Raw genomic sequence first — 20,412 nt, forward strand, 5'->3', positions numbered from 1 at the left:
GTGACGCGCCGCTCGCGCTGGCTGCTTGCCCTGCTGGCCGCGCTGCTCGCGCTTGGTGCCGTGCTGCATTGGGCCTCGCGCCCGCAACGAGTGACCTCCACCGTGCTCGACGGCGTCGGCGCCGCGCTGGGCTTGGAGCTCACCGCGAGCGGCATCGGCGAATACCGCCTGCGCGGTGAGCCGCGACTCGTCGTGCGTGACCTCGTCGCACGCCAGCCTGGCGCGCCCCACGCGCTGTTCCGGGCAGGACGCCTCGACATTGCCCTGCCGTGGTCCACGCTGCGCGCCGGAGGCGACGTGCTCGCCGCGACCCGACTCGAAGTCGACGACGCCACCCTCGACCTTCCCGCGTTGCGGCGCTGGCAAGCGACGCGACCGCCCGCGGCCGCACCTCGGATTCCGACGCTCACGAACGGCCTGCAGGTGCGGCGCAGCGCAGTCGTCGACGACGGTTGGCGCATCGATGGCCTGTCGCTGGACACGCCGCACGTCGAACCCCGGCGCCCCGTCGATGCGGACCTTTCCGGCACCCTGCACATTGCCGACATGCGAGCGCCGTTTGACCTTTCGCTGGCGATGTCGCGCCCTACGGGCGACGCGCAGGCGACGCTTCGCGGCACGCTCGAAGCGACCGCGCCGAACTGGCGCCTGCCAGCGACGGTGCATGCGCAGGGGCAGCTGCGACTGGGCGCCGAACCGGCGCGCCTCGACGATCTGCGCTTCGGCGCTGTCGCGCGCCTGATCGACGATACCCGCACTGTCCCGTTCACCGCCGGACTTGCCGGCCGGCTCCACGTCGACAAAGGGCTGCGCCTGGAGCGCGCGGGCTTGGCGCTGCGCGGCGAAGGCGTCGTGCCCACGCTCGACGCAGGCGGCAGCTTTGCCTGGAACCGGCAGCTCGCTGTCGAACTCGATGGAATGTTGGCGCAATGGCCGGCGGCGTGGCCCGCCCTGCCCGCACCGTTGGGCCGCCCGCGCACTGCCGTGCCCTTCGCGCTCGCGTACGCGGGGCCGCTCGATCTGTCCGGGATCGCCCAGCTCGAGGCGCGACACGAAGGCGCGTCCGTCGACACGGCGTTCTCGTTGCCGGAGATACTCGCCTGGAACGACACACGCGCCGCAGGCTCCCCGCTGCCGCCGCTGTCCGGCCGCATGAGCGCCGACCGAATCGAAATTGCGGGCGCGACGCTCGAAGGCGTGGAAGTGGTGATCGAGGAAGACCCGACGGACCGCCCGCCCGCCGCTGCGACCGATGCCGACACCGTAGAGACCTCCGGAGATTCCAACCCGGGCCGCGATTCGCGCGGGGCAGCCGATGGCCGCTGACGTCCCAAAGCCTCCAACCAAACGCGCTGCAACCCGCCCAACAGCCGCGAATGGGGAGGCAACGTTCGCGCAGCGCCTGCTTGCCTGGCACTCGCGCGGCGGTCGGCATGACCTGCCCTGGCAGCACCCGCGCACGCCGTATCGCGTCTGGCTCTCGGAAATCATGCTTCAGCAGACGCAGGTGCGCACGGCGGTGCCGTACTTCCAGCGCTTCGTCGACGCGCTGCCCGACCTGCCGTCCCTCGCCGACGCCTCGCTCGATCGCGTGCTCGCGTTGTGGTCGGGCCTCGGCTACTACGCCCGCGCACGCAATCTCCACGCGGCGGCGCGGCGCTGTGTGGAACAGCACGGCGGCGAGCTGCCGCGCGACCTCGATGCGCTCGTGGCGCTTCCCGGCATCGGCCGCAGCACGGCGGCGGCGATCCTGTCGCAGGCCTGGGGCGATCGACACGCGATCCTCGATGGCAACGTCAAACGCGTGCTCGCGCGGGTGCACGGCATCGAGGGCTGGCCCGGGCTGCCGGCGGTCGAAAAGCGCCTGTGGATCTGCGCCGAAGCGCATGTCGACGACGCCGTGCTGAAGACCGCGACGATGCCCGACTACACCCAGGCGCAGATGGACCTCGGCGCTACGGTGTGCACGCGGGCAAACCCGGCCTGCCTGCTATGCCCGCTCGCACCGCTGTGCATCGCGCGCCGCGACGGCCGCACCGAGGAGCTGCCGACGCCGCGGCCCGGCAAAACGCTGCCCCAAAGGCACGCGCACGCGCTGTGGCTGGAAGACACCGAGGGCCGCGTGCTGCTCGAACGGCGTCCGCCCACCGGCGTGTGGGCGTCGCTGTGGTCCCTGCCGCTCGTGGACGCGGACCCCGCGGCGGTGGACGCATGGCTGCACGCCCATCTCGAACCTTCGACGGTGCCGCCGGAGGTTCGCCCCGTCCTCGCGCACGGGTTCAGCCACTACCGCCTCGACCTGCATCCGCTGCGATGGCGGAACGTGCGCCTGAGTGCACGCGTGGCCGACAATGAAGCCCTGCGCTGGACCCCGCGTGATGCGCTGGCGGATGTCGGCCTGCCCGCGCCCGTGCGCCGACTGCTCGAATCAACTGACTGAGAGGCCACCCGATGCCCCGCACTGTGCATTGCGAGTACGACAAGAGCGACACCGACGGCCTTGATTTCGTGCCCTGGCCTGGCCCGCTCGGCAAGCGCGTGTATGCGTCGATCGGCAAGCGCGCATGGGCCGCATGGCTGGCGCACCAGACGATGCTCATCAACGAGAACCGCCTGTCTCCCATGGACCCGAAGCACCGGGCATTCCTCGAAGGCGAGATGGAGAAGTTCCTGTTCGGCGGCGGCGCCGAAGCGCCCGCCGGCTACGTGCCGCCAGCGGACTGAGGGCCGAAGACGAACCGGCCGCTGCGGTTTATCGCGCCGGGGCCGCTTCGTCGCGCGGCGCCTCGCGCACGTCCTTGCGCATCTCGCGCTGCGCATCGCGCAACGCACGCACGTCGAGCGGGCGGATCTCGCGGATCGGGCATGGAATGACAATGCTCGCGGATCCGATCGAGCCGATCGGCACCACCCGGTCGAACTTCGCGTACACGGTGCGGAACTGGCTCGTGAGCGAGATCGCCGTGGCGAAATCCAGTTCGGGGCACGGACCGTTGAGCGTGAGCAGCACCGCCTCGCTCGGACGAGTCCAGATCGCGAGCATGTCGTCGCCGAGCGGTGTCCAGCCGTTGATCGAGCCGATGTGACGAAAGCTCGGGACGGGTGCGCCGGCGTGCTGCAGGTACAGCGCCTTGCGCTCGCCCTCGCGCAGCCGTGAATCGGTTGCACAGCCAGCGGCGCTCAGCGTCGCCATCAGCGCCACAGCCGCGCATGCAAGGTGTGTCTCACGGCGTCGAATCGACGCGCGGTGCCGGGGCGTCATGGGTTCGGGCCTCATCGAACTCTCCTCCGCAGCCGATCGCTGCATCCTCGCGGCGCGAGCGCGCTTGCCACTGCGCGCGGCCGCCCGTATCATCCCGCACCTCGCACGGCACACCGTGACGCGCGGCCGGGTAGCTCAGTTGGTAGAGCAGGGGATTGAAAATCCCCGTGTCGGGGGTTCGATTCCCTCCCCGGCCACCATCTTGGTGGCGCACCGTGACGAGAACGACAAAGGCCGCGAGCGATCGCGGCCTTTTTCGTTGTGCGTCCTGGCGTCGAGCGCGCGATGGTTCGCCGCATCCCGGCGCAAAAAAGAAGCCCGGGCTTCCTGCCCGGGCTTTTTCCCACCGCAGCGTTGCGAGCGCGCTCAGTCCTCCGCGCTCTGGTAGTGCGTCATGTAGCGACCGGCGGCCACGGCGTATGCCGCACGCGTGACCTTGGTCGACGGATCGAAATACGCCTTCAGCGTGGGCTGCAGGTCGTACGGGCCCTGCGCCACCGCGAAGCGGGCGTTGATGAGGCCGAGATCGAGTGCGTACTGCACGTAGCCGCGCAGGCTGGATGGGACCGAGGCCGCGTCCTCGAGCGGGATGCGCTTGCCGTCGTAGAACGCGGTCAGCGGGCCGTCGAACGAGCGCGCTTCGTTCTGCAGTGCAAGCGACTGCACCAGCGAGTACGCCAAGCTGACGCGGGTCACGGCGTCATCCGGCCGGAACGCGCCGCTCACCGTGCCCATCACGCCGTCCTGGCTCTGCGTGAGGTCGCGCAGCGCGCCGCCGCGGGCCACGGCCGACTCGGCGAACGCGTAAGCCTCCGTGCCCGGCGCGAGGTCGCTGAAGCTCGACACACCATTGAACGGCAGGTGCTGGCGCACGTTTGCACCCATGAGCAGGTACTCGGCGAGTTCCTTGCGCTTGATCGCGCTGTCGGGGCGGAACTTGCGATCGGAGAACCCGTCGACGAGGCGGTTCGCGACCGCGAATTCGATCGCCGTGCGCGCCGGGTGGGTCGCGACGTCGTCCATGCCCGTGTAGCCGCCGCTGCGCAGGAACGAGACCTCGCCATTGACGAAGCCCGGCGCACCGTAGCCGTTGGTGGCGTTGGTGGGGTCGAGGTCCTGGCCCGACACCGAGCCGATGCCGCGCACCTGCACGCGCCACGTGCCCGGCTTGCCCGGCGCACCCGCGACGACGGTGTCACCCAGCAACGGAAGCGCGATCGACGAGCCGTAGCGGTTGCCGTCCGGATCGATGAGCGAGATCGCGAGCGTGTTGTCGCTGATCGTCGCGCGCGCCGACACGAATGCCACGCCCTCTTCCACCGTGAACGTGTGGTCCTCAAGCGTGCCGACCGGCGAGAAGAACAGTTCGAACGGCTGCGGTGCGCCGCCCGGAGCGAGCAGTGCATTCGCATTGAACTCGCGCAAGCCGTTGACCGTCGCGCCGAAGCCGTTGCGCACGCCGGCGGCTTCCGCCACCGCTGCATAGGCGTTGAGATGGCCCATGCCCGCTTCCCACGGCAGGCGGCCGCTCATGTTCGTCGAGGTGCGCTCGAGAATGTCCTTGACCTGCGCAGGAGTGAGGTTTGGATTTGCTTCGAACATCAGTGCGACCACGCCGGCGACGTGCGGGGTCGCCATCGAGGTGCCGCTCGAGTGCGTATAGAACGGCAGGTGTTCCGGCGCGAGGTTCGCCGTGTCCTGCTCGGCCCCGAGCGGCGGCAGTGCGCCCGAGTTGGCACGCGTCGAGATGATGTCGACGCCGGTCGCGACGACCGTCGGTTCGTTGATGTACGTCCAGCTCTTGCCGTCGGGCATCGTGAACGTGGCGGTTTCACCGCGCTTGCCACGCGAGGAGAACGACGTCAGCACGCCGTCTTTTTCGCCCGCGCCGACCGAGATGACCCACGGGGCCTGCGCGTACGGGTTATGCGTGTCTTCGCCCGCGCCGTCATTGCCGGCCGCGAAGACGCTGACGATGCCACGCTTGTAGAGCTCGTAGGTCGCGATGCTGACCGGATTCAACGGATCGAACTTGCCGCTGCTGCCCCAGGAGTTGCTCGTCACGCGGATCGGCGCGCTGTAGCTGAACTGGTTCGTTGCCGCGTAGTCGAGGCCACCGACCGCATCGAGGATGAACAGCACACCGCCCGAGCCATAGCCCACGAGCTTCGCGCCGGGCGCGACGCCGCGATACAGACCGCCCGAACGCTGACCGGTGCCGCCGACGGTGCCCGCGCAGTGGGTGCCGTGGCCGGAGCCGAGGTCCGTGTTCGGCTGCCCCTCGAGGTAGGTCATTGGCACGATGCCGGGTGCAATCTCGCCGGCGAGTTCAGCGAGGATGTTCTGCGGCGCGAGCACGTTCTCGACGACGTTACGGCCAAGCTTGAGGTCGTCGTGCGTCGCGTCGATGCCCGAGTCGTTGACCATCACCGCGACGCCAGCGCCGCTGAACGGGATCGCGCGGCCGAAATCACCGGGGTTCTGCACCGTGCGAGCGGCGCCGGAGATCTCGCGCTGTTCCTTGTTGAAGAAGCGCAGCGGCGCGTTCCAGAAGATCGACACCACATCGTCGCGCTGCGCGAGTGCCTTGATCTCGGCCGGGGTCGCGAGTGCGCCGGCGATGGGCAGCGTGCGCATCGTGACGCCCTTTTCGATGCCCAGCGACTTCAGCGCCTGCACCTGCGCGGCGCTCACCGGCGTCGACTGCTTGTACGTCACGACCACTGCAAGCTCATCGAGGGCCTTCGACGAATTCATGCGCTCGACCAGCTGCGGGTCGAGCTGCGCATCGGCGAGGGCGACGCCACTTGCGAGGAGACCGGCGGCGATGGCGCAAACGCGGAAGGTCTTGCGGGAGGGACGTGGGGTCATGGCGGTCGAACTCCGGGAAGTGCATCAGGGGACGGTTCCAGCCTCCTCCCGCCGGCCCGCCCCCGACCATCGTGATTTCCCTTCACGGGCGCTGGGGGATTCCCCTCACACTTGTCCGCACATGGCCTTAACACGACCGCGCCGTGGGTGTTTTCCCCTAATGACGGGAATTGACGCGGCCGTTACGCTCGATGGATGAACCATGGTCCGGTTCTTACGGTTCAACTACAGGGGCAGGTGTCATGGCAAAGCAGCGTTGGATGTCCACTCTCACGCTCGCGTTCGGGCTTATGGCCGGCGCTGGCACGGCTGCCGCGCAGGCGCTTCCGGTTTCGATCGAGGCCTCCGGCAACGTGGCGCACGCACGCATCGGTCTCGGCTCGACGTCGCTCGCGGACGTGACGCTGTCGTTCCAGGACGCAAGCAACCTCAACGCGGCGAGCGTTGGCATCAGCGCCGAGCAGCTCAACCTTGCCGATCCCACTCTGCTGGCTCGGCTGCCGGCCGGATCGCTCACGCAGATCGCGAGCGGACTGCCGGTGATGATCACGGTCGAGCCCCCGGCGTCGGGCGGCCTGAGCTTCCGCAACACCGGGCGGATGGAAATCCACACGCACGCCCTGCCCTACACGGTCGGCAGCTCGCTGCGTGTGTTCAAGGCCCCGCTGGGCGGCAGCTTCCGTGACGTGACGGACGAGATCGCCCAGGGCAGCGTGCGCGCGCGCAGCACCTACGGCGGCTTCTCGCAGTTCCTCATCGTTTCCGACCTGCGCCCGACTGCCGACGTCGTCGCCGAGAAAGTCGCGCGCCTGCGTACGAACGTCGATGCACTGCCGGCGGCCGAGCAGGCCGGTTTCGATACGCTGATCGACAACGCCGAAAGCGCTGTCGCGCGCGCCGACTACGCGGATGCGATCGCGAACGTCGATGCGCTCAAGGCCCGGGCGCTCGAGCGCGGCGGCAGCGCACTCGCAAACGAGTGGCGTGCTTCGCGCGACGTGACGAACCACGCGGGCGAGATTGCCGCGAACGCTGCCACGCTGCGCTTCAGCGTCGCCTACCTGCGTGACTTCGGCCAGTAAGCCGGTCTTGCAGCAGCGCGTCAGCTCAAACAGCGCCCTTCGGGGCGCTGTTTCGTTTCGGGCACTGGCTGACCGGCCCCATCTGGCTCTACCGTTCACCGCTGTGACCCGTGGCGAGGATGGCCCACGGCGGCTTTCGGCGTGGGACCGGCCGGCGCACTAAGATGGGGCCATGCAAGCGCGACTGATCGCCTATCCCTCCGACGCCGCGGCATTGCCGCGCTGGCTGGCGCGCGGCGAACGCGTGCGCATCGGGCGCAGCGCGGAGTGCGATCTCGTGCTCGAAGACAGCTCAGTCTCACGCGTCCATGCCGAGCTCGTCGCCGAGAACGCCGGCTGGCGCCTGCGCGACCTCGACAGCAAGAACGGTGTGCACGTGGACGGCATGCAGGTGCGCGAGCTGCTGCTGCCGCCGTCATGCTGGCTGCGCCTCGGCGACGTGCATTGCGAGTTCGCGCAGTTCGACGACGCGCAGGCCGATGCGCTCCGCACCCGCCAGCAGGACCGCCAGGCGCGCTCGGCGATCCTCACGCAGCAGGTGGCGGCCGGCACCCGGTTCGACACGATGCTCGACGACGTCCTGCAAGGCGTGCTCGAGCTGTCCGGCTGCAGCCGCGGCTTCATGCTGCTCGCGCAGGACGGCGACTACCTCGTCAAGGCCAGCCGCGGCGTAGACGACGAGGCGCTCGTCCGTGGCGAATTCACCGGCAGCGCAGGCGCGGTCGAGCGCGCGCTGACCGAGCGGCGCCCGATTGTCGTGAACCAGGTCGGCAGCGAGGCTTGGCTTGCGCGGCGCGCTTCGGTCGTCGCCAGCGGCGTGCAATCACTCGTCTGCCTGCCGCTGCTCGAGCGCGACAAGGTCCTCGGCGCGGTCTATGCCGACCGCCGCGGACGGGGCGAGCCGATTACCGCAGTCGATCTCGAGCTGCTGCAAGCGTTCGCCGAGACCGCCACGCTGTGGCTGCTCGCGGGCCGCGCGCTCAGCTCGCTCGACAACGCGCCGCGCTGGAGCACGCTGGTGCGAAGCCGCACCCCCGCCGGCGAGGCCGACGCGTGACCGATCCCGGGGCGACCGCCACCGGCATCTACTCACAGCAGCGGCTCGCCGCGGGCTCCGTGCTCGCCGGACGCTTTCGCATCGAATCCGTGCTCGGCATCGGGGGCATGGGCGTGGTCTACCGGGCGCGCGACCTGTCGCTTGACGTGCCGGTCGCGCTCAAGCTGCTGCGCCCGGAACTCGCGTCCCGGCCCGACGCGTTCGACCGCTTCCGGCAGGAATTGCTGACCGCGCGGCAGGTGTCGAGCCCGCATGTCGTGCGCATCCACGACCTCGCGCAGGACGGCGCGCAGTGGTTCATCACGATGGACCTCATCGAAGGCGAAGGCCTGGACCGGCGCATCGACCGCGACGGCCCGCTTGCGCCAGACGAGGCGCTCGCGATTGCGCGCCAGCTGGCCGAAGGCCTGGGCGCGGCCCACGCGCGCGGCGTGATCCACCGCGACCTCAAGCCCGCGAACGTGTTGATCGACCGCGACGGCCGCGCGTTCATCACGGACTTCGGGGTTGCGCGTTCGCTCGCCAGCGGCGGCCTCACGCAAACCGGCTCCGTGGTCGGCACGCCGGACTACCTGTCGCCGGAGCAGGCGCGCGGCGAAGCGGTCGACGCGCGCAGCGACCTCTACGCGCTCGGCCTGATCCTCTACGAAATGCTGACCGGGGCGATGCCGTTCGCCGGCGGCACGGTGCCCGAGATCATTGCGCAGCGCATGCTGCGCACGCCGCCGCCGGTGACCCAACTCAAGCCCGCGACGCCGCCGTGGATTGCCCGGCTCGTCGACCGCCTGCTGCGGCCGCAGCCTGCACACCGGCTGCAGAGCGCGGCCGATGTGGTCCACGCGATCGACCGCCGCGAGGTGCCGCGGGACTGGCGCCCCAGCCGGCGCGGCCTCGTGCTGGCGATCGCCGCGCTCGTCGCGATCGCGATCGGCATCGCGGCCTGGCAATTCATCGAGCGGCGCCCGGCGACCGTCGAAGTCGCGAACGTCGCGCCGTTGCATCGTCTGCTCCTGCTGCCCCTCGACACGCCGACCGGCGCGCTCGACGCCCCGCGCCGTGCGGCGCTGGACACGCTTGCGCGAGACACGCTTGCGGCCGTGCCGGGGCTCACCATCGTCGACGCCGAGCGCACGTTCCAGGCGATCCGACAACTTGACCCCACCGGCACATCGGCCGTCGGGGCCGACGCGTTGCGGCGCATCGTCGGTGCCGACCGCACGTTGAAGATCGCGCTCGAACCGAGCGACGGCGGCTTCCGCGCGGTCGCGACCCTCGAGCAGGCGGGCAGCGCGCCGGCGGTGGCCTCGGCCGCAGGAGCGGATGCGGCCGCGGCGCTGGGCGCGTTGATCGAGCAGCCCGCACTCGCGCGTGCGCTGCGCATCCCGACCACGCCGCAGCTCGAGCTGCCCGCCTCGGACGCAGCGCTCGTCGCGTACGGTGCCGGCGTGCTCGCCCGCCGCGAAGACCGCCCGGTCGACGCGCTGCAGCGGTTCGTCGAAGCGACCGAGGCCGCGCCCGCGTTCGCCCGCGGCTGGCTGGCCCGCGCCGAGGCCGCCGCGGCGATCGGCGAGCAGGACGCGGCCTACGAGGCGATCGAGCGGGGCCTCGCGGCGACCGACGAGGCAAGCCCACTGCACGCGCGCATGCAGGCCGAACTCGCGATGCTCGCCGGCGATGCCACCGCGGCCGCCACCACGTGGCGTGAGCGCCTCCAGGCAACACCGGACGACACCTTCGCCGAGCTCAATCTCGCTCGCGCTCTGGGCGGCGGCGGCGACTTCCCGGGCGCGATCGCGGTGCTGCAACGGCTCGTCGAGCGCGACCCCAACGATGCGCGGGCCTGGTACGAACTCGGCAAGTTCTCGATCCTGCACGGACAGGCGCAGCGCGCGGTCGACGACTACCTCGTGCGCGCGCTGGTGCTCTACAAGCGCAGCGGCCACCGCTTTGGCGAGGCCGAGACCGTGAACGCGCTCGGCATCGGCTACAACCGCCTCGGCCAGGTGGACGACGCGGAGGAGCAGTTCCGGAAGGCGATCGAGCTGCGCCGCTCGCTGGGCAACCGACGCGGGCTCGCCACGAGCCTGCGCAACCTCGGCACCGTGCTCACGCTCGGCGGCCGCCACGAAGAAGCCGCCCGGCACCTCGCCGAAGCGCGCGCCCTGTACGAGGCGCTTGGCGACCAGGAAGGCCTTGCCGCGATCGAGAACGAACTGGGCCTGCTGGCCGAAGAACGCGGCGATTACACGGCGGCACTCGGTGCGTTCCGGAGCGCACTCAAGCGCTGGCAGCAGCTGGGGCACGAGCCCGGCATTGCGCAGGCGCTCAACGACATCGGCTTTGCCCAGTTCCAGCTCGGCGCCTACGACGACGCGCAGGCGTATCTCGTGCAGTCGATGAATGCCTACCAGGCGCTCGGCGACCGCACCGGTGAAATCCGCACGCAACAAAACCTCGGCCAGCTCGCGACGGCGCGCGGCCAGTGGGACAACGCGCGAGAGCGGCTGCAGGCCTCGCTCTCGTCCGCCGAGCGTGCGCAGATGTACGAGGAAGCTGCCGTCAGTCTGCGCAACCTTGCGGAGCTCGACCTGCTGCAGGGCCGCCTAGGCGCGGCGCTGCGCAATGCCACGCGCGCGGAGACCCTGTTCGCCCAGCGCGGCGACGTGCGCGGCCAGGTCGACACCGGACTGCTGCGCGCGCAGACGATGTTCGCCGCGGGCGATGCGCAAGCCGCGCGCCAGGTGGTCGCCGCGCTCGAACCCCAGCTGGCACAGGCCTCCAGTGAGCAACGCGCAATTGCCTCGCTCCTGCGCGCACGTCTCGCTGAGCACGCCGGCGATGCCGCGCGACGCGCCCGCGAGCTGCAGCAGGCCGAGCAGCTCGCGCGCACGTCGGGAATTCGCCAGTTGCAGCTGCAGGTCGCGCTCGAGCGTGCTCAGCGCTTGCGCGACCCCGCGCTCGACTCGGCATTGACGGCGCTCGGCCACCTGCCGCTGCGGCTGCGCTGGACGGAGGCTGCGATGCGCGAAGCCCTCGAAGCCGGCGAGGCCGACGCGGCCGCTTCGCTCTATGCCGATGTGCTGCCTCGCCTGCGTCGGCTCGATTACCTGCATGCCGCCGACCTGCACGCGCTCGGTGCCGCGGCACTCGCCGGCACCGGCAACGATGCGGCCGCCGCCCGTGCGCGCGGTCAGGCCGAATCAGCGCGGCGCGCTCTGCAGCCGCTGCGTGCGGACCCGCCGCGCGCTGCCGCGCGGGAGGAGTGATCCATGGATGATCTGCGCACCCTGCGGCGCCAGTACGTCGAGCTGCTCGAGCGGCTCCAGCGCAACGAGCGCGAGTTCCGCCGTCTCGGGCGTGCGGTTTGGCGCGTGCAGGAGGACGAGCGGCGCCGGCTTGCGCGCGAACTGCACGACGGCGTCGGACAGAACCTCACGGCGCTCAAGCATCGACTCTCGCAGCTCGAGGACGCCCTACCCCCCGACAGTCCGGCGCGTGCGCAGCTCGACGCGGCCCTGGCGCTGTGCGGCGACACGCTGGAAGACACGCGGCACCTCTCGCGCCTGCTGCGACCGCCGATTCTCGACGACCTGGGCCTCGAGGCCGCCCTTCGCTGGCTCGCGCGCAGCCTCGGCGAATCCACCGGCATCGCGGTCACGCTCGACGTGCAACCGCTGCCGCCGCTCGACGGGGAGTTGCAGACGCTGCTGTTCCGCGTCGCGCAGGAAGCGTTGAACAACGCCGCGAAGCACGCACGGGCGCAGGACGTGATCGTCCGGCTCGTCGCGCGCGACGGCATGCTGCAGTTGCAGGTCGCCGACGACGGCCTCGGCTTCGATCCGGCCCTGGCGCTGCATGCGGGTGGCAGTGGCCTTGGCGGCATGCGCGAGCGGCTGCGCCTGTACGACGGGCGCCTCGAGTTGCACGCCGCCCCGGGCGAAGGCACGCGGGTGCGGGCGCTGGTGCCGTTGGCGCCGCGCAACGCGACACCGGTCCCGGCACCGACCGACCGAACTTGACTCGACCGGCGTACGCGCGCAGTTTGGTGGAATGGTGCATCCACCGGTTCGTGTCCTCATTGCCGACGACCACACCCTGGTTCGCGAGAGCCTGGTGAGCCTGTTGCAGCGCGATGGCGACGTGCATGTCGTCGCGCAGGCCTCCGACGGGCTCGAAACGATCGAAAAGGCGCTTGCGACGCGACCGGACGTCGTCGTCACCGACATCGCGATGCCGCGCCTCAACGGCATCGAAGTCGTGCGTCGCCTGCACGAGCAATTGCCCGACACCCGCGTGCTGGTGCTCACGATGCATCAGGAGGACGAGTACGTCCTGCAGGCCGTGCGCGTCGGTGCGGCGGGCTACATGGTCAAGGACAGCGCGGCGTCGGAACTCGTCGAGGCCGTGCGCAGCATCGGCGCAGGACGCGGCTACTTCGGCCCGCAGGCGGCGAAGGCGCTGGCCGAACAACTGCAGCACCCCGATCGCGACCTCGGGGACCCGTACGGCCAGCTCACCGCGCGCGAGCGCGAGGTGTTCCACCTGATCGCCGAAGGGCTGACGACGAAAGAAATCGCCCGCCAGCTCGACATCAGCACCAAGACCGCGGAAAACCACCGCTCGCGCGTGCTCGCGAAAATCGGCGTGCGCAACACGGCCGAGCTCGTGCGCTATGCGTTGCGCAAGGGCCTGCTCGACTAAAGCGACTGGGCAACGCCGAACGCCGCGCGACGTCGCTGCGTCGATTCCTGGCTAGGTTCCCTGCTCGCCCGCGCTCGCCGCAGCCGGCGTCGGCGCAATGCGCGGCAGTTCGAGCCGGAACCGCGTCTCGCCCGGGGTCTCGGGCACGAGTCGCAGCACGCCGCCGTGGACGCGAGCGATCTCCGCCACGATGAACAGCCCAAGCCCGGTGCCGGCACTCGCATCGCGCGTGCTGAACGGCTCGAACACCCGCGCGCGCAGCTCGACGGGGATCTCGCCCCGGTTCGCCACTTCCAGCGCGACGTAGGCCCCCTCGTCCGCAGTGGTCACGCAGATCGGATCGCCGCCGTGCTTGATCGCATTCGCGACCAGGTTCGACACCGCCTGGCCGACGCGCATCGCATCCCACTGTCCGGTCAGGTCCTCATCGTCGGTCGGCAGCCGGCACTCGATGCAGCGCTCGGGCTGTCCCGCGGACAGCTCGTCCACCGTCGCGCAGACGATCTCGCCCAGGTCCGCCGGACCCGGGGTGATCGGCAGACCGCCGCCGAGCCGACTGCGTGTCACGTCGAGCATGTCGGCGATCAGCCTCGACATGCGCTGCGTGTTGCCGCGCATGCGCTCGAGCAACTGGCGCTCGGCGGGCTCGCGCCCCTCGAAGCGAAGCAGCATCTCGGCCGTGAGCGAAATCGCGTTGAGCGGGTCGCGAAGATCGTGGCTCAGCATCCCGACGAAGTACTCGCGCATGCGCTCACGCTGCAGCATGTAGTGATCGACCGCGTCGGTGATCGCGTGGTCGACGTTCTCGTTGAACGTCACCAGCGGCGGCAGCCGGGTGCGCGATTCGGGCGACATGTCGGTGGCGTGCTCCGCATAGACATCGAGCACGACGCGGCGCAGCAGGCGGTACTCGGCCACGACTTCGCGCAAACCGTAGTCCTGCGACAGCCGATGGTCGGCATGCAGCAGCGGCAGCTGTTCGAGCGAGACGCTCGACGTGTCGCCGCGCTCGATCGCCTCGGCCATCGCGTCGAGCAAGTGCGGAATGTGGTCGCGTTGCCCTTCGATCGACACACCTCGCGCCGACGGCAACTGCGAGCTGCGCGCGAGCCACTCGCGCATGATGGTTTCGCGGTGGGAACGCAGGAACTGGGCAAGCGTGCGCACACGGGCCTCCTGCCGGACGCAATGACCGGCACCGTGGAATCAGTCTCCGACCTGCTCCGGCAGGTGTGCGTGAATGGTCGCGGCAAATCGGGGAAGCGGTTCAGCTGGAGCGCGCGGTCTTCCGCGCGGCTCGCGCCGGGGGAACGTCGAGTTCGACCGTGCGGGCGTCGATGCCGTCGGGACGCAGCACCAGCTCCCCCACCGCGATCGGCAACGAGAAGCGGCGCGGGCCTGCACTCCCGGGGTTGATGTAAATCACCCCGCCCACTCGCCGCACGAGCGGCTTGTGCGTGTGCCCGGTGACGACGACTGCGATGTCCTCGGCTTCGGGATGCAGCGCCAGTTGCTTGAGATCGTGCAGCACGTGCACGCGCCGACCGTCGAAATCGACCGTGCAGGCCTCCTCGATTGAGCGTGCCCACGGTGCGGTGTCGTTGTTGCCGCGCACGACGGTGAGCGGCGCGAGCACGCGCAAGGCATCGAGCAGGTCCGGCGGGCCGATGTCGCCGCCGTGGATGATCGCGTCGCTGCCGCGCAGGAAGTGGAGTGCTTCCGGCCGAAGCAGCCCGTGGGTGTCGGAGATCAGACCGATGCGCACCGTGATGTGGCCTCCTGCCGATGGCGCCGCGAAAGGCAACGCTCTGCGAAGCAGGCTAGCGTGCCTCGCGTGCACGCGACGCGCAGCCGACTCGGGTCAAACGCCGCACCTGCTGCACACGGGCCATACGGCCCCACACGGGGGTTTTCCCCTGCATGCACTGAGGGGTGCTCCGGATGGCGCGATGCGCGCTACAGGACGAGGCTGGGTCACAGCGGTCGTACCGGCCCGCCCCCTGCTCCGCTCCCGAAGGAACCGACATGTCCCCCATCTCCTCCGTGTTCCGCACCGGCCTGCTCGCCGCCGCGATCTTCGCCACGCCCCTTCTCGCAGAGGCCCGGCGCCTCGACCGCAACCTCGAAGTGCTGCTGCCCTCGATGGGCGCCGCGGAGACCGTCGAGGTCATCGTGAGCTTCAATGGCGACGGCCCACTGACCGCCGCCCAGCAGCAGCGCCTTGCTGCACTCGGGCTCAAGGGCGTGACGATGCGCTCGCTGCCGATCGCCGGCGTCGTCGCCACGCCTGCGCAGGTCAACGCCCTGCTCGGCATGAGCGACGTGCGCTCGGTCTGGCTCAACGACGTGCTCGATTACGACAACCGCGAAGCCACCGCACTGACCGGCGTCGACCGCCTGCGCACCGACCGCAACCTGCGCGTCGCCGGCGTCCCGGTCACCGGTCGCGGCGTCGGCGTACTGGTCAACGACTCGGGCGTTGACGGCACGCACCCGGACCTCAAGTTTCCCGAGCATGTAAAGCAGAACGTGCTCGCGCAGACCAACCTGCACGCGGTCGACGACCTGCTGCCGGTGACGTTCGTCGAAGGCGTGGCGAACACCGACATCGGCGGCGGTCACGGCACGCACGTGGCCGGCACGATCGGCGGCAACGGCGCGGCCTCGGGCGGCGAGCAGGAAGGCGTGGCGCCGGGCGCCGGCATCATCGGCTACGGCTCGGGCGCGGGCCTGTTCATCCTCGACACCGTCGGCGGCTTCGATTACGCGCTCACGCACCAGGCCCAGTACAACATCCGCGTGGTGTCCAACTCGTTCGGCCAGACCAGCGACACCGGCACCGACTTCGACCCCGACCACCCGACCAATATCGCGACGAAGAAGCTCGCCGATCGCGGCGTGATCGTCGTGTTCTCGGCCGGCAACTCCGGTGCCGGCGAAGGCACGATCACCGGCAACTTCAAGAAGGCGCCGTGGGTGGTGACGGTCGCCGCCGGCGACAAGCAGGGCCGTCTCGCCGACTTCTCCTCGCGCGGCGAGAACGGCCGCGGCGGCACGGTGACCGTCGACGGCGAAACGTTCACCTGGGTGGACCGCCCCACCATCACCGCACCGGGCGTGGACATCGCATCGGCCCGCGCATCACTGGGTGCCCTCGACAAAGCCGATCTGGAAGGCGACGCCGCCAAGCTCGGCACGGATCAGGCGGTGTATTACACGTTCTCGTCCGGCACCTCGATGGCGGCGCCGCACACCTCGGGCATCGTCGCCCTGATGCTCGAAGCAAATCCCGCGTTCGACTGGCGCGACGTCAAGCGCGTCCTGCAGGAAACCGCGAGCAACATGCCGGGCAATGAGGCGTGGGAAGCGGGCGCGGGTTACATCAATGCGCACTCGGCCGTGCAGGCTGCGCTCAACGCGGGCAGCTACGGCGCCACCGTCAACGCGGCGCGTACGTTCAATGCGAACGCGAAGATCTCCACGGGCAGCAGCACCGACTACGCGGTGGACTTCAGCCCCGTCGGCCCGACCGGCGATGTGAAGTTCGAAGTGGCCGGTGACACTGCGCTCGTCGCGGCGCGTGCGAACGTCGGCGACAACACCGTCGCGATCTCGCTCACCGACCCGAACGGCAAGCGCTACGGCTCGTCGATCGCGCTGCCGGTGCTCGGCCAGAACATCGCGGTCTCCGCGCCCGGCGTGGCAGGCACGTGGACGCTGAGCGTGCGCGGCGTCGGATCGGTGTCGGGCAACAACCTCGACCCGGCGCAGGCCACGAACGGCTACGGCGTGCCGGGCACGATCAACGTCAACGTCAAGCAGCTGCGCACCGACGGCTACAGCGGCCTGACCGACGTCCAGGGCCACCCGGCGCAGGGCTTCGTTGAGTTCGGCGTGTCCAACCGCCTCGTCGACAGCACGCCGGAGGGCAAGTTCTATCCCGACCGCGCGCTGACGCGTAAGGAGCTCGCCGACTTCCTCGTGATGGGCTCGGGCGTCCGCCAGTACCAGCCGCTGTTCGGCGTGTCGTCGCTCACCGATGCGAGCCAGCTCGGCACCGGTCTCGCGTTCGCTGAAGCCGCCATCGCCACGGGCTCGGCCCAGCGCGACCTCAGCCACCGCCAGGCCGGCGTCATGGGCACGGTCAACGGCGCGTTCCGGCCGGACGATGCGGTCACCCGCGTGAGCCTCGCCTACTCGCTCGTGCAGAGCTTTGGTTTGCAGGCTGAAGCGAGCGCGTTCACCGGCGGTCTCACCGTGGTGCATGACACCAAGCGCATTCCGATCGAGGACGCCGCGTCGATCCCGGCCAGCCTGCGCGGCTATGTGCAGTACGCGCTCGACATGGGCCTGATCAACGCCCGCTTCGCGCTCGTGCAGGGTCCGTTCGACCTGCAGCCCACGCTCAAGGCGTACTTCGACCCGTCGACCAAGGTCACCCGCGGCGCCTACGCCGCTGCCGCCAGCCGCCTCCTCGGCGCCTACGGCCCGTAAGTCATCGCAGTGCCGGCCGCGCCCCCGGGCGGCCCTGTGATGTCCCGAAGCCCGCCGTCCTCCGGCGGGCTTCTCCTTTTTCAGGCCCTCGACACCGCCGCACCGTGCAACGGAGGGCGGCCGTACGCCGATGTATCCTCGGTCCGATCCCTCACGGAGCGGCGGCATGAAGGCAGGGCGTTTGGCAGCGATGGCGTTGTTGGTGGCAGGCCTTTCGGCCTGCGCAAGCGGCCCGGTGCGGCGCGTCTCCGAGCCGACGGCGCGCGTGCAGCAGCTCACCGTGCAGCCGGACGGCGGCTGGTCCGCCCAGCTGCGGATCGAGAACTTCAGCAGCATTCCGATGCGTTTCGACGAGGTCGACGTCGCGCTCGCCGTCGACGGCCGCGCCGCCGGCCGCCTCACCGCGCGGCCCGCACTCACCGTCGGGCCTGAATCGGCCGACATCGTCACGGCCACGCTCGCTCCCTCGGTCGAAGCGAAGCTCGCGATCGCCGATGCGCTCGCAGGCGGCCGCAGCGTCGACTACACGCTCGAGGGCACGGTCCGCGCGACGCCTGACGAGGGCCGCCAGCGCACGTTCGACATCCGCCGCAGCAGCGCGCTGAGCCCCGCCCCGGGCCTGCCCGGCGTGCTGCGCTGAATCCCGTCATCCCGCTCTGATCAAGGAAGCGTCCATGAGCCAGTACCAGGCCCCGCTCAACGACATGCGCTTTGCGACGTTCGACGTGCTCGGCGTCGACACCTGCTTCGCGCGCCTCGGTTTCACCGACGCCACGCGCGACGTGCTCGACGCCGTACTCGAAGAAGGCGCTCGGTTCACCGAAACCGTGCTCGCGCCGCTCAATGCGGTCGGCGACCGCGCCGGCTGCACGCTCGACAAGGCCACCGGCCGCGTGACCACGCCGCCGGGCTTCCGCGAGGCGTACGCGCAATTCGTCGAGGGCGGCTGGAGCGGGCTCACGGCGCCGCCGGAGTTCGGCGGACAGGGCCTGCCGCACGCGGCCGGCATCGCGCTCAAGGAGATGATCGACGCCGCGAACCTCGCCTGGGGCAACTTCCCGCTGCTCTCGCACGGCGCGACCGAGGCACTGCTGCACCACGGTGAGGACTGGCAGCGCGACGTGTTCCTCAAGCCGCTCGTCGAAGGCCGATGGACCGGCACGATGTGCCTCACCGAGCCCCACGCCGGCACAGACCTCGGCCTGCTGCGCACGCGCGCCGAGCCCCAGGCGGACGGCAGCTACTCAGTCACCGGCACGAAGATCTTCATTACCGCCGGCGACCACGACATGACCGAGAACATCGTGCATCTCGTGCTCGCACGCCTGCCCGACGCGCCTGCCGGCAGCAAGGGCATCTCGCTGTTCGTCGTGCCGAGGCAGCGCGTCGCGCGTGACGGTGCGCTCGGTGAGCCCAACGGCGTGCGGTGCGGCAGCCTCGAACACAAGATGGGCATCCACGGCTCGGCCACGTGCGTCATGAACTTCGACGGCGCGCAGGGCTGGCTCGTCGGCCAGCCGAACAAGGGTCTCGCCGCGATGTTCACCATGATGAACACCGCACGGCTGGCGGTCGGCCTGCAGGGGCTTGGGCTGTCGGATCGCGCGTATCAGAACGCCCTGCGTTACGCCCGCGAGCGTCTGCAGATGCGGTCAGCATCAGGCGCGAAGCATCCCGACAAGGCGGCCGATCCGATCATCGTCCACCCCGACGTGCGACGCATGCTGTTGACCTGCAAGGCGCTCATCGAAGGCGGCCGTGCGATGGGCTATCACGCGGCGCTGCTCGTCGACATTGCGCACGCCGCGCCCAATGCCCAGGAGCGCGAGCAGGCCGATGCGCTGCTCGGTTTCATGACGCCGATCGTCAAGGCCTGTCTTACCGAATGGGGCGTCGAATGCACGTACCACGCGCTGCAGTGCTTCGGCGGACACGGCTACATCGCCGAGCACGGTGTTGAACAGCTCGCGCGCGACGCCCGCATCACCACGTTGTACGAAGGCACCACCGGCATCCAGGCGCTCGACCTGCTCGGCCGTAAGGTGCTGCAGCAGCGCGGTGCGGGCCTCAAGGCGATGCTCGGCATGATCGACGCGCTGTGCAGCGAGCAGGGCGACGGCGGCGCGGCGTCAGAATTCGTCGATGCGCTGCGCGAGAAGACTGCGCAATGGCAGCAGCTGACCCAGCGCATCGCCGAACGCGCGGCCTCGAACGCCGACGAAGTCGGTGCGGCGTCGTACGACTACCTGATGTTCTCGGGCTACGTGACGCTCGCGTACTGGTGGGCGCGCAGCGTGGTCGCGTCCGAGGCGTCATCGCGCCCTGCCGCGTTCAAGGCAGCCAAGCGGGAAACCGCGCGGTTCTACTTCGAGCGCATCCTGCCGCGCACGCTCGCGCATGCGGCGGCCATGGAGAGCGGCGCGGAGACGCTCACCGCGCTCGAAGCGGATGCGTTCGACGCATGAGCATCCGCGCGGCGCAGGCGGAGGATGACGTGTTCGTCCTCTCGCTCGTCGATCGCTTCACCGGATTCCCGCTGCCTGCGGGCCGCACGCGCGAGGAGATCGGCCGCGGCATCCGCGCCGATCTCGAAAAGCACCTGCGCGCACGGCCCGCGACCTCGCACTTCTTCGTGATCGAACACGAAGGCGCAACCGCGGGCTTCATCCACCTGCAGCGCGCCGAGGATTTCTTCAGCGACGCGTGGCACTGCCACATTTCCGACCTCGCCATCGCACCGGGCCACGAGGGCAACGGGCTTGCCAGTTGCCTGCTGGCGCATGCGGAAACCTTTGCGCGTGAGCACGAATGCTCGCGGCTGACGCTGTCGGTCTTTCCCGGCAACGAACGCGCCCGTGCGCTGTACGAGCGCCATGGCTTCGGCATCGACCTGCTGCGCATGGGCAAGCCGATCTAGCGCGCGTTACGGCCGCGTACACATCCCG

16 protein-coding genes and 1 tRNA gene are annotated in these 20,412 nt (G+C 70.0%); 13 read left to right on the plus strand and 4 right to left on the minus strand.

Annotation, left to right across the window (positions count from 1 at the left end; genetic code table 11):
• From IE075_RS05815 to IE075_RS05825, 3 genes are read left to right on the plus strand one after another with little or no spacing between them, the layout of a single operon-like run.
• Positions 1-1,326, plus strand: a complete 1,326-nt coding sequence (locus tag IE075_RS05815) for an AsmA family protein (protein ID WP_189454168.1) — start codon at positions 1-3, stop codon at positions 1,324-1,326.
• Positions 1,316-2,440, plus strand: a complete 1,125-nt coding sequence (mutY, locus tag IE075_RS05820; protein ID WP_189454170.1) for an A/G-specific adenine glycosylase — start codon at positions 1,316-1,318, stop codon at positions 2,438-2,440. The genes IE075_RS05815 and mutY overlap by 11 nt, the downstream gene beginning before the upstream one ends.
• Before the next feature lie 11 nt (positions 2,441-2,451).
• Complete coding sequence (locus IE075_RS05825) at positions 2,452-2,724, plus strand: oxidative damage protection protein (protein WP_189454172.1); 273 nt, start codon at positions 2,452-2,454, stop codon at positions 2,722-2,724.
• A 28-nt stretch (positions 2,725-2,752) separates the two neighbouring features.
• Here the strand turns inward: IE075_RS05825 and IE075_RS05830 are convergent, their stop codons facing one another.
• Entirely contained in the window at positions 2,753-3,277 is a 525-nt protein-coding gene (locus IE075_RS05830) for a DUF6491 family protein (RefSeq protein ID WP_268244909.1), read from the minus strand.
• A 109-nt stretch (positions 3,278-3,386) separates the two neighbouring features.
• On the opposite strand from IE075_RS05830, the gene IE075_RS05835 reads away from it, so the two are divergent.
• Positions 3,387-3,462, plus strand: a tRNA-Phe gene (locus tag IE075_RS05835).
• 166 nt (positions 3,463-3,628) lie between these two features.
• Here IE075_RS05835 and IE075_RS05840 read toward each other — a convergent pair.
• Positions 3,629-6,133, minus strand: coding sequence for a S8 family peptidase (locus tag IE075_RS05840; protein WP_189454174.1), 2,505 nt, complete (start codon positions 6,131-6,133; stop codon positions 3,629-3,631).
• Positions 6,134-6,375: 242 nt separating this feature from the next.
• Here IE075_RS05840 and IE075_RS05845 point away from each other — a divergent pair, with 242 nt between their 5' ends.
• The 5 genes from IE075_RS05845 to IE075_RS05865 all read left to right on the plus strand — a co-directional run bounded on the left by IE075_RS05845 (position 6,376) and on the right by IE075_RS05865 (position 12,973).
• Positions 6,376-7,215: a DUF6689 family protein gene (locus IE075_RS05845; protein ID WP_308427810.1), complete on the plus strand. Its 840-nt coding sequence runs from the start codon at positions 6,376-6,378 to the stop codon at positions 7,213-7,215.
• A 172-nt stretch (positions 7,216-7,387) separates the two neighbouring features.
• On the plus strand, positions 7,388-8,272 hold the full coding sequence (locus IE075_RS05850; RefSeq protein ID WP_189454178.1) for a GAF domain-containing protein: 885 nt from the start codon (positions 7,388-7,390) through the stop codon (positions 8,270-8,272).
• A complete protein-coding gene (locus IE075_RS05855; RefSeq protein WP_189454180.1) occupies positions 8,269-11,538 on the plus strand; it encodes a serine/threonine-protein kinase in 3,270 nt (1,089 codons plus the stop codon). The genes IE075_RS05850 and IE075_RS05855 overlap by 4 nt, the downstream gene beginning before the upstream one ends.
• A 3-nt stretch (positions 11,539-11,541) precedes the next feature.
• On the plus strand, positions 11,542-12,291 hold the full coding sequence (locus tag IE075_RS05860; RefSeq protein WP_189454182.1) for a sensor histidine kinase: 750 nt from the start codon (positions 11,542-11,544) through the stop codon (positions 12,289-12,291).
• 31 nt (positions 12,292-12,322) lie between these two features.
• Positions 12,323-12,973: a response regulator gene (locus IE075_RS05865; protein ID WP_189454184.1), complete on the plus strand. Its 651-nt coding sequence runs from the start codon at positions 12,323-12,325 to the stop codon at positions 12,971-12,973.
• Positions 12,974-13,024: 51 nt separating this feature from the next.
• Here IE075_RS05865 and IE075_RS05870 read toward each other — a convergent pair whose 3' ends face one another.
• Complete coding sequence (locus IE075_RS05870; RefSeq protein ID WP_189454186.1) at positions 13,025-14,140, minus strand: sensor histidine kinase; 1,116 nt, start codon at positions 14,138-14,140, stop codon at positions 13,025-13,027.
• Positions 14,141-14,240: 100 nt separating this feature from the next.
• Positions 14,241-14,738 (minus strand): metallophosphoesterase family protein, encoded by a 498-nt coding sequence (locus IE075_RS05875; RefSeq protein WP_189454188.1) that lies wholly within the window; start codon positions 14,736-14,738, stop codon positions 14,241-14,243.
• 260 nt (positions 14,739-14,998) lie between these two features.
• Between IE075_RS05875 and IE075_RS05880 the strand changes: the two genes are divergently transcribed.
• The 4 genes from IE075_RS05880 to IE075_RS05895 all read left to right on the plus strand — a co-directional run bounded on the left by IE075_RS05880 (position 14,999) and on the right by IE075_RS05895 (position 20,384).
• Complete coding sequence (locus IE075_RS05880) at positions 14,999-17,467, plus strand: S8 family serine peptidase (RefSeq protein WP_189454190.1); 2,469 nt, start codon at positions 14,999-15,001, stop codon at positions 17,465-17,467.
• A 166-nt stretch (positions 17,468-17,633) separates the two neighbouring features.
• Complete coding sequence (locus IE075_RS05885) at positions 17,634-18,107, plus strand: LEA/WHy family protein (RefSeq protein WP_189454192.1); 474 nt, start codon at positions 17,634-17,636, stop codon at positions 18,105-18,107.
• Positions 18,108-18,141: 34 nt separating this feature from the next.
• Complete coding sequence (locus IE075_RS05890) at positions 18,142-19,932, plus strand: acyl-CoA dehydrogenase C-terminal domain-containing protein (protein ID WP_189454194.1); 1,791 nt, start codon at positions 18,142-18,144, stop codon at positions 19,930-19,932.
• Entirely contained in the window at positions 19,929-20,384 is a 456-nt protein-coding gene (locus IE075_RS05895; RefSeq protein WP_189454196.1) for a GNAT family N-acetyltransferase, read from the plus strand. The genes IE075_RS05890 and IE075_RS05895 overlap by 4 nt, the downstream gene beginning before the upstream one ends.
• The last annotated feature ends 28 nt before the right edge of the window (positions 20,385-20,412 follow it).

It is taken from the genome of Cognatilysobacter bugurensis, assembly GCF_014652095.1.
GTDB classification, from domain to species: domain Bacteria; phylum Pseudomonadota; class Gammaproteobacteria; order Xanthomonadales; family Xanthomonadaceae; genus Cognatilysobacter; species Cognatilysobacter bugurensis.